General features: G+C 73.0%; 20 protein-coding genes. 11 read left to right on the top strand and 9 right to left on the bottom strand.

Annotated features, from left to right (window positions below; genetic code table 11):
• Positions 1-10: 10 nt before the first annotated feature.
• The 3 genes from ACQ3I4_RS06460 to ACQ3I4_RS06450 are packed head-to-tail and all read right to left on the bottom strand — an operon-like array spanning position 11 to position 3,870.
• Positions 11-2,080, bottom strand: coding sequence for a PTS fructose transporter subunit IIABC (locus ACQ3I4_RS06460; RefSeq protein ID WP_329862093.1), 2,070 nt, complete (start codon positions 2,078-2,080; stop codon positions 11-13).
• 9 nt (positions 2,081-2,089) lie between these two features.
• Positions 2,090-3,055 carry a 1-phosphofructokinase family hexose kinase gene (locus ACQ3I4_RS06455; RefSeq protein ID WP_329862118.1) on the bottom strand — a complete coding sequence of 322 codons (966 nt, stop codon included), beginning with the start codon at positions 3,053-3,055 and terminating at the stop codon, positions 2,090-2,092.
• Between the two features lie 29 nt (positions 3,056-3,084).
• Entirely contained in the window at positions 3,085-3,870 is a 786-nt protein-coding gene (locus ACQ3I4_RS06450; RefSeq protein WP_329862092.1) for a DeoR/GlpR family DNA-binding transcription regulator, read from the bottom strand.
• A 294-nt stretch (positions 3,871-4,164) separates the two neighbouring features.
• Here ACQ3I4_RS06450 and ACQ3I4_RS06445 point away from each other — a divergent pair, with 294 nt between their 5' ends.
• Positions 4,165-6,021: a glycoside hydrolase family 15 protein gene (locus tag ACQ3I4_RS06445; RefSeq protein WP_329862091.1), complete on the top strand. Its 1,857-nt coding sequence runs from the start codon at positions 4,165-4,167 to the stop codon at positions 6,019-6,021.
• A gap of 4 nt (positions 6,022-6,025) precedes the next feature.
• On the opposite strand, the gene ACQ3I4_RS06440 is transcribed toward ACQ3I4_RS06445, so the two are convergent.
• Together ACQ3I4_RS06440 and ACQ3I4_RS06435 are read right to left on the bottom strand one after the other, a co-directional pair.
• On the bottom strand, positions 6,026-7,306 hold the full coding sequence (locus tag ACQ3I4_RS06440; RefSeq protein WP_329862090.1) for an MFS transporter: 1,281 nt from the start codon (positions 7,304-7,306) through the stop codon (positions 6,026-6,028).
• A gap of 98 nt (positions 7,307-7,404) precedes the next feature.
• Positions 7,405-8,841 (bottom strand): UDP-glucose dehydrogenase family protein, encoded by a 1,437-nt coding sequence (locus ACQ3I4_RS06435; protein WP_430633138.1) that lies wholly within the window; start codon positions 8,839-8,841, stop codon positions 7,405-7,407.
• Between the two features lie 149 nt (positions 8,842-8,990).
• Between ACQ3I4_RS06435 and ACQ3I4_RS06430 the strand changes: the two genes are divergently transcribed.
• On the top strand, positions 8,991-9,539 hold the full coding sequence (locus ACQ3I4_RS06430) for an acyl-CoA thioesterase (protein WP_329862088.1): 549 nt from the start codon (positions 8,991-8,993) through the stop codon (positions 9,537-9,539).
• Positions 9,540-9,558: 19 nt separating this feature from the next.
• On the opposite strand, the gene ACQ3I4_RS06425 is transcribed toward ACQ3I4_RS06430, so the two are convergent.
• A complete protein-coding gene (locus tag ACQ3I4_RS06425) occupies positions 9,559-10,308 on the bottom strand; it encodes a FadR/GntR family transcriptional regulator (protein WP_430633137.1) in 750 nt (249 codons plus the stop codon).
• A gap of 119 nt (positions 10,309-10,427) precedes the next feature.
• Between ACQ3I4_RS06425 and ACQ3I4_RS06420 the strand changes: the two genes are divergently transcribed.
• From ACQ3I4_RS06420 to ACQ3I4_RS06390, 7 genes are all read left to right on the top strand, one after another.
• A complete protein-coding gene (locus ACQ3I4_RS06420; RefSeq protein WP_430633136.1) occupies positions 10,428-12,062 on the top strand; it encodes an ABC transporter substrate-binding protein in 1,635 nt (544 codons plus the stop codon).
• 188 nt (positions 12,063-12,250) lie between these two features.
• The gene (locus tag ACQ3I4_RS06415; protein WP_329862085.1) at positions 12,251-13,207 is read left to right on the top strand and encodes an ABC transporter permease; all 957 of its coding nucleotides are present in this window, start codon (positions 12,251-12,253) and stop codon (positions 13,205-13,207) included.
• Positions 13,208-13,210: 3 nt separating this feature from the next.
• Positions 13,211-15,256: a dipeptide/oligopeptide/nickel ABC transporter permease/ATP-binding protein gene (locus ACQ3I4_RS06410; RefSeq protein ID WP_430633135.1), complete on the top strand. Its 2,046-nt coding sequence runs from the start codon at positions 13,211-13,213 to the stop codon at positions 15,254-15,256.
• Complete coding sequence (locus ACQ3I4_RS06405) at positions 15,253-16,083, top strand: ABC transporter ATP-binding protein (protein WP_430633134.1); 831 nt, start codon at positions 15,253-15,255, stop codon at positions 16,081-16,083. Before ACQ3I4_RS06410 ends, ACQ3I4_RS06405 begins: the two co-directional genes overlap by 4 nt.
• Positions 16,084-16,205: 122 nt before the next feature.
• A complete protein-coding gene (locus ACQ3I4_RS06400) occupies positions 16,206-17,147 on the top strand; it encodes a dihydrodipicolinate synthase family protein (RefSeq protein ID WP_329862082.1) in 942 nt (313 codons plus the stop codon).
• Between the two features lie 48 nt (positions 17,148-17,195).
• Positions 17,196-17,882: an N-acetylmannosamine-6-phosphate 2-epimerase gene (locus tag ACQ3I4_RS06395; RefSeq protein WP_430633133.1), complete on the top strand. Its 687-nt coding sequence runs from the start codon at positions 17,196-17,198 to the stop codon at positions 17,880-17,882.
• A 45-nt stretch (positions 17,883-17,927) separates the two neighbouring features.
• Positions 17,928-18,683, top strand: a complete 756-nt coding sequence (locus ACQ3I4_RS06390) for a glucosamine-6-phosphate deaminase (RefSeq protein ID WP_329862080.1) — start codon at positions 17,928-17,930, stop codon at positions 18,681-18,683.
• A 27-nt stretch (positions 18,684-18,710) separates the two neighbouring features.
• Here the strand turns inward: ACQ3I4_RS06390 and ACQ3I4_RS06385 are convergent, their stop codons facing one another.
• Both ACQ3I4_RS06385 and ACQ3I4_RS06380 read right to left on the bottom strand, forming a co-directional pair.
• A complete protein-coding gene (locus ACQ3I4_RS06385) occupies positions 18,711-20,960 on the bottom strand; it encodes a hypothetical protein (RefSeq protein WP_430633132.1) in 2,250 nt (749 codons plus the stop codon).
• A gap of 303 nt (positions 20,961-21,263) precedes the next feature.
• Complete coding sequence (locus ACQ3I4_RS06380) at positions 21,264-21,980, bottom strand: hypothetical protein (RefSeq protein WP_430633131.1); 717 nt, start codon at positions 21,978-21,980, stop codon at positions 21,264-21,266.
• 89 nt (positions 21,981-22,069) lie between these two features.
• Between ACQ3I4_RS06380 and ACQ3I4_RS06375 the strand changes: the two genes are divergently transcribed.
• Positions 22,070-23,830, top strand: a complete 1,761-nt coding sequence (locus ACQ3I4_RS06375) for an FMN-binding glutamate synthase family protein (protein WP_430633130.1) — start codon at positions 22,070-22,072, stop codon at positions 23,828-23,830.
• On the opposite strand, the gene ACQ3I4_RS06370 is transcribed toward ACQ3I4_RS06375, so the two are convergent.
• Entirely contained in the window at positions 23,751-24,761 is a 1,011-nt protein-coding gene (locus tag ACQ3I4_RS06370) for a DMT family transporter (RefSeq protein WP_430633129.1), read from the bottom strand. The two genes, ACQ3I4_RS06375 and ACQ3I4_RS06370, sit on opposite strands and share 80 nt — an antisense overlap.
• Positions 24,762-24,893: 132 nt before the next feature.
• Between ACQ3I4_RS06370 and ACQ3I4_RS06365 the strand changes: the two genes are divergently transcribed.
• Positions 24,894-25,778 (top strand): LysR family transcriptional regulator, encoded by an 885-nt coding sequence (locus ACQ3I4_RS06365; RefSeq protein ID WP_430633128.1) that lies wholly within the window; start codon positions 24,894-24,896, stop codon positions 25,776-25,778.
• Positions 25,779-25,780 lie beyond the last annotated feature (2 nt).

Here is a 25,780-nt window from a genome sequence, read left to right as displayed (position 1 = left end):
GGGACGGGGGTTAGGCCGCTGCCGGGAGGTCCTCGGCGGCCGGGGCACGCTTCACCGCGTAGCGCTTGAGCGCGATCACGGCGAGGGCGGACACCACGGTGCCGACGACGATGGAGAGCACGAACATCAGGAACGGGTTGATCGCGAAGAACACCACGAACCCGCCGTGCGGGGCCTGGGAGCCGACGCCGAACGCCATGGACAGCGCCCCGGTCACGGCCGCGCCGAGCATGCTGGCCGGGATGACGCGCAGCGGATCGGCCGCGGCGAACGGGATGGCGCCCTCGGAGATGAACGCGGAGCCCAGGAACCAGGCGGCCTTGCCGTTCTCCCGCTCGGCGGCGGAGAAGAGCCTGCGGTCCAGGACGGTGGCGAGCGCCATCGCGAGCGGCGGGACCATGCCGGCGGCCATGACCGCGGCCATGATGAGCAGCGGGGCCTGGTTGGTCGCGGTCACGGCGCCGAGGCCGGCGACGGCCACGGAATAGGCGACCTTGTTGACGGGACCGCCGAGATCGAAGGCCATCATGAGGCCCAGGATGATGCCCAGCACCAGGGAGGAGGCGCCGGTCATGGAGTTCAGCCAATCGGTCAGGGCCACCATGAGGGAGGCGATCGGGCCGCCGAGCACCAGGAACATCAGGCCGGACGCCGCGATCGAGGCGAGCAGCGGGATGATGACGACCGGCATGAGCGAGCGCACCACGCGGTTGACCTTCCAGCCGCCCATCCAGCGGGCCGTGTAGCCGGCGAGCAGGCCGCCGACGATGCCGCCGAGGAAGCCGGCACCCATGAATCCGGCGACCGCGCCGGCGACGAAGCCGGGGGCGATGCCCGGCCGGTCGGCGAGGGCGTAGGCGATGTAGCCGGCCAGCGCCGGGACCAGGAAGCCCATGGACAGGCCGCCGATCTTGAACGCGACCGCCCCGAGGTAGGCGCCGAGCGGGCCCCAGGCCGTGTCCGGGAACTCGGTGGGCAGGTTCCACAGCGAGTTGTTGATGGTCATGTCGTCGGCGAAGTCGGTGATGTTGTAGCCGCCCATCAGGAAGCCCAGGGCGATCAGCAGGCCGCCGCCGGCGACGAACGGGATCATGTAGGACACACCCGTGAGCAGGACGCGCTTGAGCTGTCCCCCGAAGGATTCCGACGACGGGGCCCCGCCGTCGGCGCCTTCCCCGCCCTCCGCGGCGGCGGCGACGCGCGTGGACCGCGGGTCGTCGGCCGCGGCGAGCGCGTCGGCGACGAGCTTGGCCGGCTCGTCGATGCCGCGCTTGACCGGCACCTGGATGACGGGCTTGCCGGCGAAGCGGGACTTGTCCCGCACGTCGACGTCGACGGCGAAGATCACGGCGTCGGCCGCGGCGATGACGGCCGGGTCCAGCGCCGTCGAGCCCGCGGAGCCCTGCGTCTCGACCTGGAGGTCCACGCCGGCCTCGGCCGCCGCGGCGACGAGCGAGTCGGCCGCCATGTAGGTGTGGGCGATGCCGGTCGGGCAGGCCGTGACCGCGACGAGGCGGCGCTGCGCGCGCGGCGTGGCGTCCACTGCAGCCGAGCCCCCGGCCGGGGCGGCGTGCTTGCCGGAGGAGGCCCCGGCGTCGTCCGAAGTGGGTGCGGGAGCGGCGGCCGGTGCGGGCGCGACGGCCTCCTGGACCAGTGCGACGATCTCCTCCGGAGTGGAGGCCTCCCGCAGGGCCGCGGTAAAGGGCTTCTTGACGAGCGCGCGGGCCAGCTTGGAGAGGAGCTTGAGGTGCTCCTGGTCCGCGCCCTCCGGGGCGGCGATGAAGAACGCGAGGTCGGCGGGGCCGTCCTTCGCGCCGAAGTCGACCGGCGGGGCCAGCCGCGCCATGGCGAGGGTCGGCTCCGTGACGGCGGCGGAGCGGCAGTGCGGGATCGCGATGCCGCCGGGGACGCCGGTCGCGGTCTTCTGCTCGCGGGCGATCCCGTCGGCGGTGAGGGCGTCGACGTCGGTGGCGCGGCCGGCGTCGACGACGAGCCGCGCGAGCCGGGCGATGACCGCGCCGGTGTCCTCGCCGAGGTTCTGATCGAGGAGCACCAGCTCTGGGGTGATCAACTGGGACATGGTTCTTCCTTAGGGAGTGGTGGTGCGCAGGACGGCGACGCCGACGGCGCCGGGGGTGGTCTGTTCGGGGACGGGGATCGTGGATCCGGGCAGGGAGACGGCGGCGGCGCCGTGCGCGACCGCCTGGGCGAGGCAGCCGGGGGCGTCCGCGCCGGCGGAGTGGGCGATCAGGTAGCCGGCGAGCGAGGAGTCCCCGGCGCCGACCGTGCTGCGCGCGGCGACGGGCGGGTGCGTGCCGTGCCAGGCGCCGGCCGCCGTGGCGAGGACCGCGCCGCGGCCGCCGAGGGTGGCGAGGACGGCGCCCGTGCCGCGGGCGACGAGTTCCGCGGCGGCCGCGGCGGCGCGCGCCGGGTCGGCCTCGAAGTCCTCGTCCGTGCCGGTGAGCTCGGCGAGCTCCTCGGCGTTGGGCTTGGCCAGGTCGGGGGCCGCCGCGCGTCCGGCGGCGAACACGGCGCGGAGCGGGTCTCCGGAGGTGTCGAGCGCGACGAGCGGGGCCTCGGGGCCGAGTTCGTCGCGGACGCGGACGGTGAGCTCGGCGTAGAACGCGGCGGGGACGCCCGGGGGGAGGGAGCCGGCGAGGACGAGCCAGGCGGCGCCGCGGCAGGCGGAGACGACGGCGGTGCCGAGATCGCGCTGCTGCTCCGGACTCAGGACGGGGCCTGGTTCGTTGACCTTGGTGGTGGTGCCGTCGGGCTCGGCGAGCGTGATGTTGCTGCGCAGCGGCTGGCCGACGGGCAGGGCCACGTGGTCCAGGCCGCGCTCGGCCAGGCCCAGCACCACGGGGTCGTTCGGGTCGCCGGGAAGTACGGCGAGGGTCGGCACGCCCGCCGCGGCGAGGGCCGTGGAGACGTTGACGCCCTTGCCCGCGGCCTGCGCCGAGGCGCTGCCGGCGCGCTGGACGCCCCCGCGCTGGAGCGGGCCGGAGAGCTCGACGGTGCGGTCGAGGCTGGGGTTGGCGGTGAGGGTGATGATCATGCGGGCCTGCTCCCGGGGTTCGGAGGTGCTCATGCGAGGACCACGTCGACGTCGGCCGCCGCGAGGGCTTCGGCGAGGGCCGCGGGTGGTTCGGCGTCGGTGACCAGGGTGTCGATGTCCTCCAGCCCGGCGAAGCGGACCAGGGTCTCGACGCCGAGCTTGCTGGAATCGGCGAGGACCACGACCCTGCGGGCCCCCCGGACGATCGCGGATTTGACCGAGGCCTCGAGGGGATCCGGCGTGCTGAGGCCGAATCCGGCGTCGAGCCCGTTGGTGCCGACGAAGGCGATGTCGGGGCGCAGCTGGTCCAGGCGGTCCAGGACCTGGTCGCCGACCGCGGCGCTCGTGAGTCCGCGGACGCGTCCGCCGAGGACCTCGAGGGCGATCTCGGCGGCGGAGGAGATCCGGTAGGCGATCGGCACCGCGTGCGTGATGACCAGCAGTTCGGCGGCGCGCGGACCGGTGGCCGTCTCGGCGAGCAGCTGGGCGAGCAGCTCGGTGGTGGTTCCGGCGTCGATCGCGACCGAGGCGGCGCCGGCGGGGATGAGCTCGAGGGCGCGGGCCGCGATGCGCTGCTTCTCGGAGTGGCGCAGCGTCGTGCGGCGGGAGAGGCTCTCCTCGGCGGTGCTGGCCTGTGCGGCGGGGACGGCGCCGCCGTGGACGCGGCGGACGGTGCCCTGCTGTTCGAGCAGGGCCAGGTCGCGGCGGGCGGTCTCGCGGGTGATGCCGAATTCCTCGGAGAGCGCGGCGACCGTGACCTGCCCGTCGCGGGCGACCATGGCCGTGATGAGGCGGTGGCGTTCCTCGGCCAGCATCGGCAGCCCTCCCGTTCGTGATGCACATCACACGGTGTGACGTGTGGAATCACAGTACCCCCCAAAACGGCGGCAAGTCAACATAAACCCACAAAATGCCAAGCGAGCGCTTCGGGCAGCGCCCTCCACCGGCCATCTCCCCGCGGCCCCCTGCCTCGTGTCGGGGTCGTTGTCCCTCCGCGCGCGGTATTCCAACGTTTTCCCCGACGCCACGGGAGGGGTGGGCGCGCTCGGGGAGGGGCGATCGGGCGTCCCGCCTTGCACCGGGGCCCGCCTGTCCGCTTGGGTGGGGGAATGGCTTCTCCGATCGAGGACTACGCGCTCCTGTCCGACCTGCGAACCGGGGCCCTGGTCTCGCTCAACGGCAGCATCGACTGGCTCTGCCTGCCCCGCTTCGACTCCCCCTCCGTGTTCTCCGCCCTGCTCGGCGACGCGGAGCACGGGCGCTGGCGGCTGGCCCCGAGCGGCGCTCCGGACGACTGCCGCCCGGCCGCGGACGGGAACGACGCCGGGGAGGACGCGCCGACGGTACCGACCGTCGTCGAACGCTCCTACGTGAACTCGACGTTCGTGCTGCGCACCCTCTGGAAGACGGACACGGGCCACGTCCTCGTCACCGACTTCATGCCCGTCGGCGACCGCCGCGCCTCGCTGGCCCGCCGCGTGGAGGGCCTCGCCGGCACCGTGCGGATGACGCAGGAGCTCACGTTCCGCCTCGACTACGGCAAGGTCGTCCCCTGGGTCCGCCGGCACGGCAGCGAGTCGCGCGGCGGCAAGTCGATCGTCGCCGTCGGCGGCCCGGACGCCCTCGTCCTGCACGGCGACCGGCTCCCGCGCGCCCAGGGGCAGCGCCACGAGGGCGAGTTCCTCGTCTCGGCCGGCGAGGTCGTGGACTTCGAGCTCTGCTGGTTCCCGTCCCACCGCGACGTCCCGGAACGGATCGACGTCGGCGCGAGCCTGCAGCAGACCGCGAGCTATTGGCGCAAGTGGGCCCGCGACATCCCGCGGCAGGAGTCCTACGACGCGAACGTGCGCCGCTCGCTGCTGGTGCTGCGCGCGCTGACCCACGAGACGACGGGAGGGATCGTCGCCGCGCCGACCACCTCGCTGCCGGAGGCCTTCGGCGGGGAACGCAATTGGGACTACCGCTTCTGCTGGCTCCGCGACGCCGCCCTGACGCTCGAGGCGATGATGACCCACGGCTACGAGGACGAGGCGCTGCAGTGGCGCAACTGGCTCCTGCGCGCCGTCGCGGGCGACCCCGACGACCTGCAGATCATGTACGGGCTCGCGGGGGAGCGGCGGCTGCCGGAGCGCGAGCTCGAGCACCTGCCCGGCTACGAGGGCTCGCGCCCGGTCCGCGAGGGCAACGGCGCGGTCGACCAGTACCAGGGCGACGTCGTCGGCGAGGTGCTCGTGGCGCTCGAGAAGCTGCGGAACCTGGGCGGGGTGGAGGACCACTTCTCCTGGCCGCTGCAGAAGGCGATGCTCGGCTACGTCGAGCGCAACATCGAGCGCCGGGACCACGGCATCTGGGAGATGCGGGGCGAGCTGAAGCACTTCACGCACTCGCGCGTGATGATGTGGGCGGCGTTCGACCGCGGGGTGCGGGCCGTGCAGGACCACGGGCTCGAGGGTGACGCCGAGACCTGGGCGGTGCTGCGCGACCGCCTCGCCGCCGAGGTCATGGAGCGCGGCTTCAACGAGGAGATCGACAGCTTCACGCAGACCTACGGCGGCACCGAGGTGGACGCCTCGCTGCTCGTGCTCGCGCAGGTCGGGTTCGTGGCCCCCGACGACCCGCGCATGCTCGGCACCGTCGCGCGGATCGAGCGGGACCTGCGCGACGACGCCGGCCTGCTGCTGCGCTACCGCACGCACGACGGCGTCGACGGCCTGCCGCCGGGCGAGCACCCGTTCCTGGCCTGCTCGTTCTGGCTCGTGGAGCAGTATGCGCGCTCGGGCCGGATCGACGACGCCCGGGCGCTCATGGACCAGCTGGTCGGCTACGCGAACGGGCTGGGCCTGATGGCGGAGGAGTACGACGCCGTCAACTCGCGCATGGCGGGCAACTTCCCCCAGGCGTTCTCCCACCTCGCGCTCATCCGGGCCGCCGACGCGATCAACGGCCACGCCCAGCAGGCGGTCTGAGCCCTCAGGCGGAGGCCAACGGGGCCGGTGCGGGATCGGAGTCGAGCGGGTGCTCGATCTCGTCCTGCGGCATCCGGGCGGCGAGCCACGCGATGACGCCGATGACGGGGGAGACCGCGCCGGCGACGACGAAGATGATCCAGAACGGCACGACCTCGCCGATGGGCCCGGCCAGCGCCATGGAGACCGGCATGAGCGCGAGCGAGACGAAGAAGTCCAGGCTGGAGACGCGGCCGAGCATGTGCTGCGGGACGCGGCGCTGCAGGAGCGTTCCCCAGATGACCTGGCCGACGCCGCCCGTCGCGCCGCAGACGAGCAGGATCGCCGCGAGCTGCCAGAACTGGTTGACGAAGCCGACGGCGGCGAGCGGCAGTGCTCCGAAGCCCCACAGCATGATCATCACCGTCAGGTAGCGCCGTGGCAGCCGCAGCGACGCCGTCGTCATCGAGCCGATCGCGGCGCCGATCCCGAGCGCGGCGAGCGCGAAGCCGAACATCTCCGGGCCGCCGTCGAGCTGGCCCGAGATGACGAACGGCAGGAGCACCTCGATGGGGCCGATGAAGCTCAGCACGGAGAGCACGGCGAAGAGCAGCGTCCACAGGAGCCAGGGCGTGCGCACGGTGTAGACGACGCCCTCGCGCAGGTCGGCGACGACGCTCGGCCGCACGTCCCCCGGGGCCAGGTGCTCGTCGTATCGGCGGTCGTGGTGGACCAGGTTCAGGATCACGAATGCGACGGCGTGGCACACGGCGACGCCGGCGATCGCGTGTGCGGGGGCCAGGGCGCCGACGATCATGCCGGCCGCGGCGGGGCCGGCGGCCTGCTGGAGCACGGGGCGCATGGTGCCCTCCATGCCGTTCGCGGCGAGGAGGTCCTGTGGGGGGAGGATGCGCGGCAGGAGGGCGGAGTAGGCGGGGAAGAAGAACGCGGCTCCGGCTCCCTGGATGAACCCGGCGACGGCGAGGTGCCACAGCTCGATGACGCCGGTCAGCGCGAGCACGGCGGTCGAGGCCATCACGGCCAGGCTGACGGCCTCGACGACGATGATGATGCGCCGGCAGGAGAGCCGGTCGGCCGCGATCCCGCCGACGAGCACGAGCGCGAGCAGGCCGATGCTCGTCGCGGTCGCGACGATCGAGAGCTGGGCCGGCCCGCCGCCGAGGCCCTTGACCTGGTAGACCATGGCCACGGCCCACATGCCGTGCCCGAAGACGCTGATGGCGAGCGCGGTGATGAGGATGCGGTAGTCGCGGTGGGCGAAGGGCCGCAGGGCGCGCGGTGCCATGGTGTCTCTCCGGGGTGCGTGGGTGGAGCCGTGGGGGCGCGCCGGAGTGGACCGGGCGCGCCGATACCAGTCTGCGCCTAGTGGTTGGGTTTTGTCAATCAGTGTGCGGCGCCGGCTGCCATCAGGTCCCGCGGCCCGCCCGGACGGTGGGGGAGCGGCTCAAGCGACGGGGCTGCGGGCCGGGGTGCGGTCTCCGGTGCCGATCCGCCCGGCACCGCGCGCCGGCCGAGGGCCGCGACGTCCCATCCGGCGGCTTCCCAGGTGGCGGGGTCCAGGACGTTGCGGCCGTCGATGAGGCGGCGGTGGGCGACGAGGCCGGCGAGGTCCGCGGGGGCCAGGGCCTTGAACTCGGCCCATTCGGTGAGCAGGATGACCAGGTCCGCGCCGGTGGCGGCCTGGGTGAGGGAGTCGACGTAGTTCAGGCGGGGGAAGCGCTTGGCGGCGTTGGCGTTGGCCTGGGGGTCGTAGACGTTCACGTCGGCGCCGGCGTTGAAGAGGCGTGCGGCGACGTCGAGGGCGGGGGAGTCGCGGACGTCGTCGGAATCGGGTTTGAAGGCGGTGCCGAGGATCCCGATCGTGCGCCCGGCGAGCGGACCGGCCATCTGCTCGGCCAGGTGGACCACGCGGTCGCGGCGGCGGGCGTTGATCTCGTCGACCTCGCCGAGGAAGCGCATCGAGCGGTCCAGGCCGAGCTCGCTGACGCGGGCCTGGAGGGCGCGGATGTCCTTGGGCAGGCAGCCGCCGCCGAATCCGACGCCGGCGTTGAGGAAGCGGCGGCCGATCCGGGCGTCGTGGCCGATCGCGTCGGCGAGGGTGCGGATGTCCCCGCCGACGGCCTCGGTGACCTCGGAGAAGGCGTTGATGAAGGAGATCTTGGTGGCGAGGAAGGCGTTGGCGGCGACCTTGACGAGCTCGGCGGTCTCGAGGTCGGTGCTGATGAACGGGGTCCCTGTCTCGAGGGCGGCGGCGTAGACGCGGCGCAGCACGGCCTCGGCGCGGCCGTCGTCGTCGGTGCCGATCACGAGCCGGTCCGGGGCCAGGGTGTCCTTCACGGCGAAGCCCTCGCGGAGGAACTCGGGGTTCCAGGCCAGGCCGATCTCGACGTCGTGGGCGCGGTGCTCCTGGACGAGGCCGGCGAGTCGGCGGGCGGTGCCGACGGGGACGGTGGACTTGCCCACGATGAGCGCGTCCCGGGTGATGTTCTCGGCCAGCGCGGTGACCGCTGCGTCGACGTAGGTCAGGTCGGCCCCGTACTGGCCGGGCCGCTGCGGGGTGCCGACGCCGATGAAGTGCACGTCGCCGAACGCACCGGCCTCGGCGTAGGAGGTCGTGAAGCGCAGCCGGCCGGAGTCGACGTGGCGGCGCAGCAGTTCCGGGAGGCCGGGTTCGTGGAAGGGCAGCTCGCCGCGCGAGAGCGCGTCGACCTTCGCCGGGTCCACGTCCACGCCGAGGACCTCGAAGCCGAGCTCGGCCATGCACGCGGCATGGGTGGCGCCGAGGTATCCGGTACCGATCACGGTGATGGCCAGGGTCATGTCCCCCACGTCCTTCCCTCATTCCGGGGCCGGGTGCCCCGTGTGGGGAAAGTCAAGCAACGCCGGATGAGCGGAGGATGAGCGCGGGATGAGCGGAAGATGAGAACACGGCATGGCGCCCGGATGTTACCCGCGAGTAGTATGAGGGGATGCACCTGATCTTCCGGTTCCTGCACTTGCTCCTGACCGCGCGCCGGCGCCCGAAGCTCGGGCTGTTCGACGCCGCCACGACGCCGGGCCGCGCGCTCCTGACGGACATCGACCTCGCCGGGCACATCAACAACGGGATGTACTTCTCGCTCTTCGACCTCGGCCGATTCGACCTCATGATGCGCGCGGGCGCGTGGGACGTCATGAAGCGCAAGGGCTGGTCGCCCGTCGTCCAGGCGGAGACCATCACCTTCCGCAAGTCGGTGGTGCTCCACCAGCGCTTCACGCAGGAGACGCGGATCGCGGGGATGGACGAGCGCTGCATCTACTTCGAGCAGCGGATCGTCGTGGACGGGGAGGTCTACGTGCGGGCCGTCATGGCCACGCGCCTGCTCTCGAAGAAGGGCCCCGTGCCGAACGAGGAGATCCTCGCCGCGATGGGCGTCGAGCCCCCCGCGGACCTCGCCCTGCCCGACTGGGTCGGGGACTGGAGGAGTGCGACGGCGTTGCCCGGCTCCCGCAGGCCCGCCCCCCACGTCTGGGGCTGAGGCCAGGGGAGCCCTGGGCTCAGGCGCCGCCCGCGAAGACGGCGAGGCGGCCGCGGATGCCGTCGAAGTGGCGGTTCATGAGCTCGGAGGCGAGCGGCTTGTCGCGGGCGGTCACCGCATCGAGGATGTCGCGGTGGATCCGCGCCGTGTCCCGCAGGTCCTCGCCGCCGTCGGAATCCGCGACCGCTCCCGTGCCGACGGCGTCGTGGATGGTGCGGTAGACCTGCCAGAAGACGCCGAGCAGGTTGGTCAGCAGCTCGTTGTCGAGGCAGCTGAAGAGCAGCCGGTGGAACTCCTGGTCCGCGGCGACGAAGTTCTCGCCCGCCTCCGCGCGCCGCTCCATCTCCGTGACGGCGGCGTCGAGGGCCGCGAGCTGCTCCGGCGTGGCCGCGTCGATCGCCGAGCCGATGAGCCCGGCCTCGAGCGCCTGCCGGACCTCGACGAGCTCGCTCGCCTCGTGGCCCTTGTGCTGCAGGGACATGCGGCCGCGGAACGTCAGGCTGTCCGCGAGGGCGGAGAGGTTGTCGTTCGCCACGAACATCCCGAACCCGTGGCGGATCTCGACGACTCCGAGGGCCTGGAGCACCTTGATCGACTCGCGCAGGGTGTTCCGTCCCACGCCGAGCTCCGCGGTGAGCTCCTGCTCCGTCGGCAGGGCGTCGCCCGGGAGCAGGTCGCGTTCCAGGATCAGCTCCATGATGTCGCTTGTCAGTGCGCGCAGCCGCTGCTGCGCACCCAACCGGACGTGGCGCGTCGGCGTCGTCGTCATGTGATGCTCCTCTTTTCTCGATGGCGGGACTTGACCTCTGTCTGTGACCCCGCTTACAGTCTAACTCATCGCATCGGACATCCTACGTCCGATATTCACCGTTCTAGAATGAGGTCACCATGTCTCTCAGCGAAATCGCTGCCAAAGAAGGCAGCCGCCGGAACTTCCTCAAGGTCTCCGGCCTCATGGGTGCCGCGGCCGCCTTCTCCGCGACCATCGCCGCTTGCGGCGGTCCGTCCGGCACCGCCGCGACCACGTCGGCCGCGTCGGGCGCAGCCGGCGGGGGAGCGGCAGCGGGCGGCACGATCGAGGCGGGCATCTCCTACGCCCTGTCCACGGGCTTCGACCCGATGACCTCCTCCGGTGCCACCCCGTTCGCGGCCAACATGCACGTCTTCGAGGGCCTCGTCGACCTGCACCCGGCCACCCGCGAGCCCTACCTCGCCCTCGCTGCGTCCGAGCCGTCCCAGGTCGACGACACCACGTGGGAGGTCGCCCTCCGCTCGGGCGCCACCTTCCACAACGGCGACCCCGTCACCGTGGAAGACGTCGTCTACTCGTTCGAGCGCGTCCTGGACACGGAGAACGCCTCCCTGTTCGCCCAGTTCATCCCGTTCATCGACTCGGTCGAGGCCAAGGGCGAGGACACCGTCGTCTTCAAGCTCAAGTACGCCTTCCCGCTGTTCCCGACCCGCATCTCCGTGGTCAAGGTGGTCCCGAAGTCGGTGGCCTCCGCCGACCAGGCGGCGTTCGACGCCCAGCCGATCGGCTCGGGCCCGTGGAAGCTCGTCTCCGCGACGAAGGACGACAAGATCGTCTTCGAGAAGTTCGAGGACTACAACGGCTCGCAGGCCGCGACCGCCGACAGCATGACCTGGTTCCTGCTCTCCGACGCCGCCGCCCGCGTGACCGCCGCCGAGTCGGGCCGCGTCCAGGCCATCGAGGACGTGCCCTACCTCGACGTCGACCGCCTGAAGTCCAAGCTGACCGTCGAGTCCGTGCAGTCCTTCGGCCTGCTGTTCCTGATGTTCAACTGCTCCGACGAGCGCTTCGCCGACAAGCGCGTCCGCCAGGCGCTGCACTTCGGCCTGGACACGCAGACCATCATCGACCGCGCGCTGCTGGGCAACGCCAAGCAGGCCACGTCCTACGTGCAGGACACCCACCCGCAGTACGAGGCCGCAGCGGGCCAGTACGACTACGACGCCGCGAAGGCCGAGTCCCTGCTCAAGGAAGCCGGCGTCACGAGCCTCGAGTTCGAGCTGCTCACCACGGACACCGCCTGGGTCAAGGACGTCGCCCCGCTCATCCTCGAGTCCTGGAACAAGCTCCCGGGCGTCAACGTCACCATGAAGAACCTGCAGTCCGGCGCGCTGTACGGCGAGAACGTCGACACGGGCAACTTCACCGTCGTCGCCGCCCCGGGCGATCCCTCGGTCTTCGGCAACGACCTCGACCTGCTCCTGAGCTGGTGGTACCGCGGCGACGTCTGGCCGAAGAACCGCTTCCGCTGGAGCGAGACGGCCGAGTACAAGACCCTCCAGGCCAAGCTCGACGAGGCCGTCCAGGCCTCCGACGAGGCCGGCGCCAAGGCGGCCTGGAAGGAGGCGATCGACCTCATCTCGGAGGAGGTCCCGCTGTACCCGCTCTTCCACCGCCAGCTCCCCACCGCGTGGGACTCGGAGCGGCTCGACGGCTTCCAGCCGCTGCCGACCACCGGCGTCTCGTTCGTGGGCGTCACCCCCAAGGCCTAGCCGCACCGCCGTCGTCCTGAACCGCAAGGACGGGACGACGGCGGCGCCGGCCTGCCCCGGGACATCCCCGCTCCGCGCCCGTCCCCCGGCGGGCGCGGACCGGCGTTCCGGTTTGGCGGGGGCCGCGTTCCCCCCCACGCGCCCCCGCCCCCCGCTTCCACCCTTCCCCAACACATCGGAGTCCTACCGTGGGAACCCTCCTGCGACTGCTGTTGCGCCGCCTGGCCGCGTTGCCGCTGATGATCCTTGGCGTCACGTTCCTCGTGTTCGTGATCCTGAAGCTCGCCCCCGGCGACGAGGCCACGACGGCGCTCGGCGACGGCGCGAGCGAGGCGGCCAAGGAGGCCTACCGCGCCGAGCGCGGGCTGAACCTCCCGCTGCCCGTCCAGTACTTCGCCTTCCTCGGCCGCCTGCTCGTGCTGGACTTCGGCAACACGACGCCGCCGGCCCGCCCCGTCGCCGACATGATCGCCCAGGCCTTCCCCCTGACGCTGCAGCTGACGTTCCTCGGCGTGCTCATCGCGATCGCCATCTCCCTCGTCTTCGGCGTCGTCGCCGCGCTCTACCGGGACAAGGCGCCCGACCAGCTGATCCGCGTCTTCTCGATCGCCGCCGTCGCCACCCCGTCCTTCTGGCTCGGCATCCTGCTCATCCAGTGGCTCGCCCTCGGCTCCAATCCCCTCTTCCCCTCCGGCGGCATGCCCCCGGCCGGCTCCGGGTTCGGCCCGTGGCTGTCCCACATGGCGCTTCCGGCCTTCGCCCTCGCGATCCCCGTCTCCGCCTCCCTCATCCGCGTGGTCCGCACGTCGATGGTCGAGGAGCTCGACAAGGACTACGTCCGCACCGCGATCGGAAACGGCGTCCCGCGCCAGGAGGTCGTCAGCCGCAACGTGCTCCGCAACGCGCTCGTGACCCCCGTGACCGTGCTCGGCCTGCGGATCGGCTACCTGCTCGGCGGCGCCGTGGTCATCGAGATGATCTTCTCGCTGCCCGGCATGGGCCAGCTCATCCTCAACGGCATCACGGCCCACGACGTCAACCTGGTCCAGGGCGTGGTCCTGACCATCGCCGTGACGTTCGTCCTGGTCAACATCCTCGTCGACCTCGTGTACCTGCTGATCAACCCCCGCATTAGGACGGTGTAACCCATGGCTCCCCTGACACCCCGCAACGGGCTCGTGGCGCGCCTGAGCTCCGGCGCGGTCCGCTTCACGGCCCTCCCGCTCGGCTCCAAGCTGGCGCTGCTGTTCCTGCTCTTCATCTGCGTCGCCGCGGCCCTGGCCCCCGTCCTGGCCCCGCACGACCCGCTGGCCTCCGGGATCCCGGCCCAGCGCCCCTCGGCGGAGAACCTCTTCGGCACCGACCGGCTCGGCCGGGACATCTTCTCCCGCCTGCTCTACGGCGCGCAGTCCTCGCTCATGATCGGCCTCGGCGCCGTGGGCCTGGCCCTCGTCGTCGGCTCCCTGCTCGGCGCGCTCGCCGCGACGAGCAGCAAGTGGGCCAACGAGACCATCATGCGCATCATGGACATGCTCATGGCGTTCCCGGGCATCGCCCTCGCCGCCGCGCTCCTGGCGTCGCTCGGCAACAGCATCCCCGTCATCATCCTCGCGATCGCGGTCATCTACGTCCCCCAGATCGCCCGCGTCGTCCGCGCCAACGTGCTCTCCCAGTGGGGCGAGGACTACGTCCGCGCCGAACGCGTCATCGGCGCCGGCCGCTTCTTCATCCTCGGCCGGCACATCGTGCGCAACTGCGCCGCCCCCGTGCTCGTCTTCGCGACCGTGATGGTCGCCGACGCGATCATCCTCGAGGCGTCCCTGTCCTTCCTCGGCGCGGGCGTCCAGGACCCCGCCCCCTCGTGGGGCAACGTGATCTCCTACGGACGCACCCTGGTCCTCAACGGCGCCTGGTGGGCCACGACCTTCGCCGGCCTCGTCATCCTGCTCACCGTCCTGGCGCTCAACGTCCTGGCCGAGGGCATGACCGACGCGCTCGTGAACCCCCGGCTGCGCAAGAAGACCAAGGTCGCCGACACCGCCGTGGAGGCCGGCCAGGCCGCCGCGACGACCTTCGCCGCCGCCGACACGGGCGACGCCGAACGGGCCCGCCTCGCCGCGGAGCTGGACCAGCTCGCCGCCGTCGAGTCCTCGCGCTCCGACCGGCTCGCGCTCGACGCGACCCACGGTGCCCCGCGCCCGGTCCTCGAGGTCAGGAACCTGTCCATCCGCTTCCCGGAGCGCTTCGGCGAGACGGCGATCGTGGACGACGTCTCCTTCACCGTCCGCGAGGGCGAGACGATGGGCCTCGTCGGCGAGTCCGGCTGCGGCAAGTCGATCACCTCGCTCGCCATCATGGGCCTGCTGCCCCCGACGGCCCGGATCAGCGGCTCCATCACCTTCGAGGGCCGGGAGCTGCTGCCCCCGGACGGCAAGGGCGGAACGCGCGCCGGCGACGACTCGGTCTACAAGGGGCTGCGCGGCGAGCAGATCGCGATGGTCTACCAGGACGCCCTGTCCTCGCTGAACCCGTCGATGCTCATCAAGGACCAGCTCGAGCAGCTCACGCGCCGCAACGGGCGCAAGAGCCCGGCCGAGCTCCTCGAGCTCGTCAAGCTCGACCCGAAGCGCACCCTGAAGTCGTACCCGCACGAGCTCTCGGGCGGCCAGCGCCAGCGCGTGCTGATCGCCATGGCCCTCTCCCGCAGCCCCAAGCTCGTGGTCTGCGACGAGCCGACCACGGCTCTGGACGTGACGGTGCAGAAGCAGGTCGTGGACCTGCTCAACGAACTGCGCGAGCAGCTCGGCTTCGCCATGGTGTTCGTGAGCCACGACCTCGCGCTCGTCGCCTCCCTCGCGCACCGCGTCACGGTGATGTACGCCGGGCAGGTCGTCGAGTCCGGCTCCGTCCGCTCCGTGCTGACCCGCCCGACCCACGAGTACACGCGCGGCCTGCTCGGCGCCGTGCTCTCGATCGAGTCGGGTGCGGAGCGGCTGCACCAGATCCCCGGCACGGTGCCCAGCCCCTACGACTTCGCCGCGGGCGACCGCTTCGCCGAGCGCTCCACGCGCCCCGGCGCCGACCCTGGCCAGCAGCTCGCCTTCACGCCCGTCGAGGGCTCGGAGGACCACTTCTGGGCCAGCCACCTCGCCGGATCCACGCCCGGCACCACCACGGAAGGAGGCGTCCGATGAGCGAGGCGAGCACCCCCGGCCCGCACCGGGCCGAACCCGTCATCGAGCTGAAGGACATCCACGTCCACCACCGGGCGCGCTCCGGCTCGATCTTCAAGCCGACGATCGTCAAGGCCGTCAACGGCGTGGACTTCAGCATCGGCCGCGGGGAGACCGTCGGGATCGTGGGCGAGTCCGGTTGCGGCAAGTCCACCCTCGCCTCGGTCCTCGTGGGCCTGCAGGCGCCGACCTCCGGAGAGGTGCTCTTCCGCGGCAAGCCGGCGCTGAAGCGCAACGCCGCCCTGCGCAAGGAGTTCGGGCGCAGCGTCTCCGTGGTCTTCCAGGACCCCGCCACGGCCCTGAACCCGCGCATGCAGGTCAAGGACATCCTCACGGACCCCCTCACCGTGCACGGGATCGGCAGCTCCGCGAGCCGCGCCCAGCGCGTCAAGGAGCTCCTCGCCCTCGTGGGCCTGCCGGCCTCCGCCGCCGGGGCCTTCCCGAACCAGATCTCCGGCGGCCAGCGGCAGCGCGTCGCGATCGCCCGCGCCCTGGCCCTGGACCCGGACATCATCGTCGCCGACGAGCCGACCTCGGCCCTCGACGTCTCCGTGCGGGCCCAGGTGCTGAACCTGCTCTCCGACCTCAAGTCGGAACTGAACCTCGGCATGGTCTTCATCTCCCACGACATCCAGACCGTCCGCTACGTCTCGGACCGGATCTGCGTCATGAACGCCGGCGAGATCGTCGAGGAGGGCAGCGCGGAACAGGTCTTCGACCGCCCGTCCAACGCGTACACCAAGACCCTGCTCGGGGCCGCCCCCTCGCTCCTGCACCTGCCCGCCTAGGCGCCGTCCGGCGTCGTACCCCCGCCGCCTCCGGGCGGCCCCCCGACCGGCCCGCCCGGGTGGACCCCACACAGACCACCCGGGCGGCGCCCACCATCCCACCTGCGAGAAAGAGAACCCCCGTGAGCACCGCACCAGCCACCGCCACCCCCAAGTACTCCGGCGTCATCCCGCCCGTCGTCACGCCGCGCACCGCGGACGGCGCCGTCGACGTCGAGGGCCTGGGCGCCGTCGTCGAGCACCTCATCGACGGGGGAGTGACCGGCCTATTCGTCCTGGGCTCCTCCGGCGAGGTCCCCTACCTGACCAACGCCGAGCGCGAGCTCGTGGTCCGCACCATCGCCGCCCGCAACAACGGCCGCGTGCCGCTCATCGTCGGCGCCAACGAGCAGACCACCGCGCGCGTCATCGAGGAGGGACGGCGCATGGTCGAGCTCGGCGCCGACGCGCTCGTGGTCACCACGCCCTACTACGCCCTGTCCAACGCGGCGGAGATCGAGGCGCACCTGCGCGCCATCAAGGACGGCACCGGAGCGGACCTCTTCGCCTACGACGTCCCCGTCCGCACGCACGTGAAGTTCCCGACCGCGCTGCTGGTCAAGCTCGCCGAGGAGGGCGTGATCGTGGGCGTCAAGGACTCCTCCGGCGACGACGTCTCCTTCCGCCAGCTGCTCCTGGCCACGCGGCACCTGCCCGGCTTCTCGGTCTTCACGGGCCACGAGGTCGTCGTCGACGGCGCGCTGCTCGGCGGCGCCCACGGCGTCGTGCCCGGCCTCGGCAACGTCGACCCGGCCGGCTACCGCCGCATGTACGACTCGGCCGTGGCCGGCGACTGGGCCGCCGTACGCGACGAGCAGGACCGCCTCGCCGACCTGTTCACGATCGTCTACACCCCGGACCCGGCCCGCGTCTCCGGCGGCGCCGCCGGCCTCGGCGCCTTCAAGACGGCCCTGCAGGTCATGGGGGTCATCGGCTCCAACACGATGAGCGCCCCGATGGCCGCCCTCGACTCCTCCGAGACCGAGGCCGTGCGCGCCATCGTCGCCCGCAACGGGCTGCTCTAGGCTGCTGGTCACCACCACCGAGATCGCCCGGACGGACCAGGAGGCACCATGAAACTGACCAGCCACGAGCTCGAGGCCCTGCGCGGGGGCCTGATCGTCTCCGCGCAGGCCTACCCGGGCGAGCCGATGCGGCACCCGCAGACCATGTCCCAAGTGGCCGCCTCGGCGGTCGTCGGCGGGGCCGTGGCCTTGCGGGTGCAGGGCATCGCGGACATCCAGTTCACGCGCTCGGCCGTCGAGGTGCCCGTGATCGGGTTGTGGAAGGACGGGCACGACGGCGTCTTCATCACCCCGACCGCCCGGCACGCCCTCGCCGTCGCGAACGCGGGCGCCCACGTCGTGGCGCTCGACGGCACGCGGCGGGAGCGCCCGGACGGGCTCACGCTCGCCCAGACCATCGCGCAGGTCAAGGCCGAGTCGCACGCGCTCGTCATGGCGGACTGCGGCTCCCTCGGGGACGCATTCGCCGCGGCGGAGGCCGGCGCCGACCTCATCGGCACCACGCTCGCCGGATACACGGGCGAGCGGGAGAAGACCGAGGGGCCGGACCTCGGCCTCCTCGAGGCGATCGCCGCCGCCGGGCTCGAGGCCCCGCTCATCGCCGAGGGCCGGATCCACACCCCCGCCCAGGCCCGGGCCGCGCTCGACGCCGGCGCGTTCGCCGTCGTCGTCGGCACCGCCATCACGCACCCGGCGAGCATCACCGGCTGGTTCGTGGACGCCCTGCGGCCGTAGCACCGCACCTCACAGCACTGCATGAAAGGCCCCGTGGAAACCACCGTGAACACCCCCCGCCCGCGGCACCGCGCCCCCGAGGTGATCGTCGCCGAGGACGCCGCGGAGGCGGGACGCCTCGCCGCCCGCGTCGTCCTCGACGCCGTCGCCGCCTCGCCCGCCGCCGTGCTCGGCCTCGCGACGGGCTCCTCGCCGCTGCCGCTCTACGCCGCGCTCGCCGCGTCCGGGGCGGACTTCTCCGAGGTGTCCGGGTTCGCCCTCGACGAGTACATCGGCCTGCCCGACGGGCACCCCCAGTCCTATGCCGAGGTCATCCGCACCGAGGTCGTCGAGCGGCTGGGCCTGGACCCGGCGCGCGTGCGGACCCCGGACCCGCACGGGGCCGACCACGCCGAGCACGAGCGCCGCGCGGACGACTACGACGCGGCGATCGCCGCCGCCGGGGGCGTGGACGTGCAGATCCTCGGCGTGGGATCCAACGGGCACATCGGCTTCAACGAGCCGCCGTCCGCCTTCGACTCGCGGACGCGGGTCGTGCCGCTCGCCGAGAGCACGCGCCGGGACAACGCGCGCTTCTTCGACGGCCTCGACGAGGTGCCCACGGAGTGCATCACGCAGGGCATCGCGACGATCATGGAGGCCCGCCACCTGCTCCTCATCGCCCACGGCGCCCGCAAGGCCGAGGCCGTGCGCCGCGCGCTGCAGGGTCCCGTGACCGAGGACTTCCCGGCGTCGATCGTGCAGCGCCACCCGCGCGTGACGGTCGTCCTGGACCGCGAGGCGGCCGCCCTCCTGGGCTGAGCCGCCGCCCCGCGTTGGACCTCCGTGTCAGGCGGCCTTGCGGCGCAGGTGGCTGCGCGCCCGCAGCATGAGCACGAGCGGGATGGCCAGGAGCGCGAGCGGGACCAGCAGCACGAGGCCCGTGGGCGACTCCGTCACCGCGGCCGCGCGCGTGGATCCCTCGAGCCGTTCGGTGCCGGAGGCCAGCTCGGTGGAGCCGCTCGCGAGGCGGGAGGTCCCGTCGGCGAGGGCCTGGTTGCCCTCGGCGAGGTCGCCGGCCCCGGCCTGGAGCCGCGTCGTCCCGTCCGCCAGGTCCCCGGCGCCCGCGTCGAGCTTCGCGAGGCCGTCCTCGAGCCGGCCCGAGCCGTCGGCGAGCCGTCCGGCCCCGTCCTTGAGCTTGAGCGCTCCCTCGTGGAGCTTCGCGTTGCCCTCGTGCAGGGTGTAGGCGCCGTCGCGCAGCTTGAGCGCCCCCGCCGCGGCGGTGTCCGCGCCCTTCTTCAGGTCCGGCGTCTTCGACGCGAGCTCCGAGGTGCCGGCCCGCAGCGTCCCGGCGCCGTCGGCGATCTTCCCGTTGCCCTCGGCGAGCTCGCCGGCCCCGGCGGCCAGGCGCCCCGCGCCGGCCTGGAGGCGGTCCGTGCCCTCGACGAGCGCCCCCGTGCCGGTCTTCAGCTCACCGGTACCGGCCTTGAGCTGGCCCGCGCCGTCGGCGAGCCGTCCCGCGCCCTCGGCCAGGCGGTCCGTTCCGGCCGCGAGCTCGCCGGCCCCGGTACCGAGCGCCCCGGCGCCCTCGCGCAGCTTCCCGGCCCCGTCGGCCAGTTCGCCGTTGCCGGCCGCGAGCCGGGTCGAGCCCTCGGCGAGCTGGGCGGTCCCCGCGAGCAGTCCCGGGTTCTTGTCCCCGTCGCCCGCGAAGCCGGCCTGGATCTGGGAGAGTCCGGCGTCGAGCGCCCCGGCGCCCTTCGCCGCGTCCGCGCCGCCGGCGTCGAGCTTCTTCAGCCCCGCCGAGAGCTCGCCGGACCCGGCCGCGAGCCGCGCGGCCCCGCCGTCGACCTCTTCGAGGCCCGCGGCGAGCTGGGCGGTGCCCGCCTGCAGGCGTCCGCTGCCCTCGGCGAGCTGCGCGGCGCCGTCGGCGACCTGGCCGGCGCCGGAGTTCAGCTGCTCGAGCTTGGACAGGAGCACGCCGATCGGCACGAGAGGATTGTCCTTCGCGAACTGGAGGAGCTCCTCGGTGCCGGCACCCACCTGCGCGGCGCCGTCGCTCAGGCGCTGCGCTCCCGGCCCGGCCTCGGACGCGCCGGCGGCGAGCTGGCGCGCGCCGTCCAGGGCGGCCGCGGTCCCGGCCTTGAGTTCCTTCGAGCCGGCCGCGAGCTCCCCGGCCCCCGTCGAGGCCTGGCCGATCCCGGCGGACAGCGTGCCGAGGCCCTCCTTCAGCTGGCCGGAACCGGCCTTCGCGGTCTCGACGCCGGCGCCGAGCTTCTGCGCTCCCTCGTCCACGCGCGCGGCGCCGTCGGCGAGCGTCCCGGCGCCCTCGGCGGCGGCCTGCGCGCCGTCGGCGAGGCGGGCCGCACCGGCGTCGACCTGCGAGGCGCCGTCGGCGAGCCGGCCGGCTCCGTCCTTGAGCTGCCCGGCCCCGTCGCCGAGCTCCCGGCCGCCCTGCGCGAGGGAGGCGGCCCCGGCGTCGACCCGGCCGACGCCCTCGTCGATCCGGCCCGCGCCGTCCGCGAGCTCGCCGGTGCCCTCGCTGAGCTCGGAGGCCCCGGCGTCGAGCTTCGAGGCGCCTTCCCGGGCCGAGGCGGCGCCGGTGGCCAGGCGGGCGGCCCCCGCGTCGAGCTTCTTCGCGGCGGCGTCCGCGCGGCCCGCGCCGGCGGCGACCTTGGACACGCCCGTGCCGAGCGCCTGTCCTCCGTCCGCGAGCCTCGCGGCGCCCTCGGCGGCCCGGTAGGCGCCGTCGGAGAGGGTCGTCGTGCCCTCGGCGAGGGCACCCGCGCCCTCGGAGAGGTCCTGGGCCCCACGGTGGGCGGTGCCCGTGCCGTCCGCGAGCTTCGCGGCGCCCGCGTTCAGTTCCGCGGCGCCCCCGGCCAGGGTGGACGCGCCGGCGGCGGCCCGGCCTGCCCCGGACTCGAGCTCGCCGATCCCGTCCTGCGCCTGGCCCATGCCCGCGTTGAGCTGGGCGGCGCCGTTGGCGAGCTGGCCGCTGAACAGGGCGTAGAAGGCGAGGGCCGCGATGAGGAAGAGGGCCAGGAGCACGGTGACGACAGTGTGCATCAGCCGGTGCTGTTTGGCGGCGTGGTGTGCGTTCATGGGTCTCCTTGGGGGAGCCGGGCGGCGCTGCCCGGGCTGTTTTCGGGCGCGCCGAAGCGCGGCCGGTGGGGGTGGAGCTGCGCGGGACGGGGTGGGGCCCGCGCTTGGAGCGCAAGGACGGCCGGCCGCGTGGCGGCGGCGGCCATCCCGGGTTGGTGTGACCTAGGTTACATTGAACCTACTGGAAGGTAACTTTGCAAGCCCCTCCCCGTTCTCCCGCGGATTTCCGGGCCCCGCGCCGCCCGGAAAGCACCGGGGGCCGGGATGGAATCACCACCCCGGCCCCGCTGCGCACGCTCCGTCCTACTGCGGGAACGGCCAGTCGACGGCCTCCTCGTCGAGGTCTGTGAGCACCACGGAGCCCTCGGCGGCCGGGACGTCGAGCACGAGGAAGCCGTCCTCGTCGTCGTCGTCCGGGCCCAGCTCGTCGTTGATCCTCTCGTCCTCGAAGTCCTCGCCGTCGGGGCCCTCGAAGTCGTCGCCGATGTCGCAGGAACGGGCCGCGTCGGTGTCCAGCGCGGCGTCGGAGCGCTCGCCCTCGGGCGAGTAGTAGGACCACTGGTCCGCGGCGAGCCGGATCGGGCGGGAACCGGCGGCGTCGTCGTGCCAGGCGTCGAGGTCCAGGACGAGGAAGTGCCCGTTCTCCGGCGCGGTGCCGTCGGGGCAGGAGTCGACCACCCGCATCCGTTCGACGGTCACGCCCGCGACCGCCTTCCCGTCCCCGTCCTCGAAGCGCATCTCCTCGCCGAGCCGGCCGATCGCGACCCCGCGCTCGTTGCTCAGCCCCGTCATGGTCTCGTTCGCCGGGATGCTCGCGTCGGGGGTGCCGCTCGGGCCGGTCTGCTCCGCGGACGCGGGGGAGGAGTCCGACGCCGGGGCCGCGCCGGAGGGATCCGCCGCGTCTTCGGGGGACGTCGCCCCGGGGCCGGCGGCGCACGCGGCGGTGAGCAGGATCGGGGCCGCAGCCAGCAGGGCGGCGGCGCGTCGGGCGGGGGACGGGGTGCCGTGGTGTGTCTGCATGGCACCAGCCTCGCACGGGAAGATGAGGCCGGAATGAGAGCCGCCGGAACGGCTCCGCGGACGGGCTACGGCGCGGTAGGCTCGCGTCCATGGTGCGCTTCCTGATCCTCGCCCTGTTGTCCCTGCTGGGATTCGCCACGGTCGTGGCGGCGTCCTTCGGTTCCGCGGGCTGGTGGGCGATGGCCGGCGTCGTGCTGGCCCTGCTGGCCCTCGGCATCCACGACACCCTGCAGACCAAGCACGCGATCCTGCGCAACTTCCCGGTCCTGGGCCGCATGCGCTACCTGCTCGAGTCGATCCGCCCCGAGATCCAGCAGTACTTCATCGAGCGCAACTACGACGGCAAGCCGTTCGACCGCGACACGCGCTCGCTCGTCTACGCCCGCGCCAAGGGCGCGGACAGCCACAAGGCGTTCGGCACGGAGCGGGACGTGAACGAGCTCGGCTACGAGTACCTCCTGCACTCGACCGCGCCCGTCCCGCCGCCCGCGGACCCGCCGCGCGTGGTGATCGGGGGACCGGACTGCCGGCAGCCCTACGCGATCTCCCTCATGAACGTCTCCTCCATGAGCTTCGGCTCGCTCTCGAAGAACGCCGTGCTGGCCATGAACAAGGGCGCGGCGCTCGGCGGCTTCATCCACGAGACGGGCGAGGGCGGGCTCACGGAGCACCACCTCGCCTACGGGGCCGACCTGTTCTGGGAGGTCGGCTCGGGGTACTTCGGCTGCCGCGACGAGGACGGGCGGTTCGATCCGGAGCGCTTCGCCGCGAAGGCCGCCCACGAGCGCGTCAAGGGCATCACCATCAAGCTCAGCCAGGGCGCCAAGCCCGGTCTCGGCGGCGTGCTGCCGGCCGCGAAGATCACCCCGGAGATCGCGGCGGCCCGTGAGATCCCGATGGGCGTGGACTGCGTCTCCCCGGCCTCGCACTCCGCGTTCCACACGCCCCGGGAGCTCATGGAGTTCGTCGGCCGGCTGCGGGAGCTCTCGGGCGGCAAGCCGATCGGCTACAAGTTCTGCGTGGGCTCGCGCACGGACGTGCTGGCGATGTGCAAGGCGATGCTGGAGACCGGGATCGCGCCGGACTACGTCATCGTCGACGGCTCGGAGGGCGGCACGGGCGCCGCCCCGCTCGAGTACGAGGACTACGTGGGCACGCCGCTGACCGAGGGGCTCATGCTCGTCCACAACGCGCTCGTCGGCACGGGGCTGCGGAGCCGGATCCGGATCGGCGCGGCCGGGAAGGTCGCCACGGGCAGCGACATCGTCAAGCGCCTCATCCAGGGTGCGGACTTCACGATGAGCGCCCGCGCGATGATGATGGCCACGGGCTGCATCCAGGCCCAGAAGTGCCACACGAACGAGTGCCCCGTGGGGGTCGCGACGCAGGACAAGCGCCTCATGCGCGCCCTCGACGTCGAGGACAAGGGCAACCGCGTGCACAACTACCACAAGCTCACGGTCCAGGAGGCGGCGCAGATCATGGCGTCCATGGGCGTGACGGACCCGGCCCGGCTGAGCCCGCGGATGCTCCGGCGCCGCGTGGACCACCTGACGACGCGCAGCTACGCGGCGGTGTACCACTGGATCCGGCCCGGCGAGCTCCTCGAGGAGCCGCCGCGCGGGTGGGCACTGGACTGGGAGGAGGCGGACGCGGACCACTTCGGCGAGCACGCCCCGATCCCCTGGATGGAGCCGCTCGAGCCCGCGCCGGGTACGACGCCGGACGGCGTCCCGGGCGCGCGGGTGGCGGCTCCGGCGCGGACCGAGATCAAGGACACGACGCACGGGACGACGCCGGTCGTGGCCGGGAGCGCGGTCCGTCCGGAAGGGCGGCCGGGAGCAGGGTGACGGTCCGAGGGGCCGGTTCGGCCGTCCTTCCCGCGGGGCGGGCCCGACGCGACTGGGCCACGATGATGCCGGCGAGGATCATCGCCCCGCCGACGGGGTGGTGCCAGGCGAGCGTCTCGCCGAGGACGGCCACGCCGAGCAACACGCCGACGAGCGGGGTCAGGTAGGTCACGGTCGAGGCCGCGACGGCGCCCCACGCGGTGACCACCAGGGTGAACCAGATGTAGGCGATCCCCGTGCCCAGGATCCCGAGCGCCGCGAGCGAGGCGAGGATGGGCGCGTCGAACCGCATCGGCGCCCAGCCCGTCAGGGGCATCAGCACGAGCGCGGCGGCCGCCGCGAGGCTGACCTGCACGGTCGAGACCGTCAGGGCGTCGTGGTGGTGCCGGCCGGCGACGAAGCGGCGCAGGTAGGCGGTTCCGAAGCCGTAGCAGGCGGTGGCGCCGAGGCAGGCGAGCTGGGCTTCAAGCGCGGCGCCCGCCGTGGCCGCGAGGGTCCACGGGCCGACGACGACCACCACGCCGGCGGCGCCGAGCGCCACGCCCGAGGCCCCGCGCCGGCCGAGCCGCTCGGTGGGCAGGATCGCCGCGGTGAAGAGCGCGGCCATGATCGGCGTGCTCGCGTTGAAGATCGAGGACAGCCCCGAGGGGATGTGCGGGGCCGCCCACGCGAAGAGCAGGAACGGGACGGCGCACAGGAACAGCGCGGTCACCGCCATGTGCCCCCAGAAGCGGCGGTCCCGCGGCCAGGCGCGCTCGGTGACGACCATGAGCACGCGCAGGGTGAGCGCGCCGAGGACCAGGCGGCCGGCGGCGATCTGTCCGGCGGTGAGGCCCTCGGCCGCGACCTTCATGAAGAGGAAGCTCGAGCCCCAGACGAGCGCGAGCGCGGCGAAGGCCAGCGGGAGCGAGATCCTGCGCAGCGTGTCCATGGTGTCCTCCTGGGTGTCTTCCCCGTAGACGGGGGCCGGGCCGGGAACGTGAGCCGGGCCGCTCGCTCCAGCATCCGTCCGGACGCTGCATGAATCAAATACATTGGCTTCAAGCGGGTATATGCTGCACTCATGACAGTGACCCTGCCCCAGCTCCGCGCGCTGGCGGCCGTCGTCGACCACGGCTCCTTCACCGCCGCGGCCGAGAAGCTCGGCGTCAGCCAGTCCTCCGTCTCCCACACGCTCAAGTCCTGGGAGAAGGCGATCGGCGCCCCGCTCCTGGACCGCGACCGCGGCAACCGCCCCACCCGGCTCGCCTCCGAGCTCCTGCCCCACGCCCGCTCGGCCCTCGCCGCCCTCGAGGCGCTCCAGGGCAGCATCGACGCCGGCTCCGGCAAGGTCCGCGGCTGCGTGCGGCTCGGCGCCGTCGCCACCGCGTGCCAGGGTCTCGTCCCCGGGCTCATGGGCCTCTGGAAGGCCCGGCTGCCGGAAGTGGAGGTCAGCATCTTCGAGGGCGACGACGACGAGCTGCCGGACTGGCTCGAGTCCGGCATGGTCGACGCCGCGATCCTGATCGACCCCGCCTCCACCCCGCCGGGGTCCCGCGTGGTCGCCGTCGACGAGATGCGGGCGATCGTGCGCCGCGACCACCCGCTGGCCGACGAGCCGTCGATGCCGATCGACGAGCTCCTGCAGGACGGGCTGATCGCGGGCCAGGGCGGTTGCGAGGGCCAGTTGCGCCGCATCCACGCGCTCGCGGGCCTGCCGTTCGAGACGAGCCAGCGGGTCCGGGAGCTCGCGACCATCATGAGCATGGTCCAGGAGGGCATCGGCGTCGCCATCATCCCGAGCCTCGGCGAGGGGATGCTTCCGGCGTCGTTGTGCATGCGGCCGCTCGTGCCGACGGTGGAACGGACCCTGGTGCTCAGCGGTCCGGCGTCGCGTCCCTGGAACCCGCTGGTCGGCGAACTGATCGCGGCGCTTCCCGAGCAGGAGCCGATGAGGAGGACCACGTGACC

The organism is Zafaria sp. Z1313 (assembly GCF_050563205.1).
Classification (GTDB): Bacteria; Actinomycetota; Actinomycetes; order Actinomycetales; family Micrococcaceae; genus JAZDCJ01.
Note: the sequence above shows the minus strand (reverse complement) of the source record. Positions and strands in the feature narration are given on the sequence as shown.

Bases quoted from the DNA above. Each gene is read 5' to 3' on its own strand.
- ACQ3I4_RS06425 (WP_430633137.1), bottom strand. From the start codon at position 10,308: ATGACGACGACGCCGACGCGCCACGTCCGGTTGGGTGCGCAGCAGCGG.
- ACQ3I4_RS06430 (WP_329862088.1), top strand. From the start codon at position 8,991: ATGCACCTGATCTTCCGGTTCCTGCACTTGCTCCTGACCGCGCGCCGG.
- ACQ3I4_RS06435 (WP_430633138.1), bottom strand. From the start codon at position 8,841: ATGACCCTGGCCATCACCGTGATCGGTACCGGATACCTCGGCGCCACC.
- ACQ3I4_RS06365 (WP_430633128.1), top strand. From the start codon at position 24,894: ATGACAGTGACCCTGCCCCAGCTCCGCGCGCTGGCGGCCGTCGTCGAC.
- ACQ3I4_RS06375 (WP_430633130.1), top strand. From the start codon at position 22,070: ATGGTGCGCTTCCTGATCCTCGCCCTGTTGTCCCTGCTGGGATTCGCC.
- ACQ3I4_RS06445 (WP_329862091.1), top strand. From the start codon at position 4,165: ATGGCTTCTCCGATCGAGGACTACGCGCTCCTGTCCGACCTGCGAACC.
- ACQ3I4_RS06460 (WP_329862093.1), bottom strand. From the start codon at position 2,080: ATGTCCCAGTTGATCACCCCAGAGCTGGTGCTCCTCGATCAGAACCTC.
- ACQ3I4_RS06380 (WP_430633131.1), bottom strand. From the start codon at position 21,980: ATGCAGACACACCACGGCACCCCGTCCCCCGCCCGACGCGCCGCCGCC.
- ACQ3I4_RS06385 (WP_430633132.1), bottom strand. From the start codon at position 20,960: ATGAACGCACACCACGCCGCCAAACAGCACCGGCTGATGCACACTGTC.
- ACQ3I4_RS06450 (WP_329862092.1), bottom strand. From the start codon at position 3,870: ATGCTGGCCGAGGAACGCCACCGCCTCATCACGGCCATGGTCGCCCGC.
- ACQ3I4_RS06440 (WP_329862090.1), bottom strand. From the start codon at position 7,306: ATGGCACCGCGCGCCCTGCGGCCCTTCGCCCACCGCGACTACCGCATC.
- ACQ3I4_RS06410 (WP_430633135.1), top strand. From the start codon at position 13,211: ATGGCTCCCCTGACACCCCGCAACGGGCTCGTGGCGCGCCTGAGCTCC.
- ACQ3I4_RS06455 (WP_329862118.1), bottom strand. From the start codon at position 3,055: ATGATCATCACCCTCACCGCCAACCCCAGCCTCGACCGCACCGTCGAG.
- ACQ3I4_RS06395 (WP_430633133.1), top strand. From the start codon at position 17,196: ATGAAACTGACCAGCCACGAGCTCGAGGCCCTGCGCGGGGGCCTGATC.
- ACQ3I4_RS06370 (WP_430633129.1), bottom strand. From the start codon at position 24,761: ATGGACACGCTGCGCAGGATCTCGCTCCCGCTGGCCTTCGCCGCGCTC.
- ACQ3I4_RS06420 (WP_430633136.1), top strand. From the start codon at position 10,428: ATGTCTCTCAGCGAAATCGCTGCCAAAGAAGGCAGCCGCCGGAACTTC.
- ACQ3I4_RS06405 (WP_430633134.1), top strand. From the start codon at position 15,253: ATGAGCGAGGCGAGCACCCCCGGCCCGCACCGGGCCGAACCCGTCATC.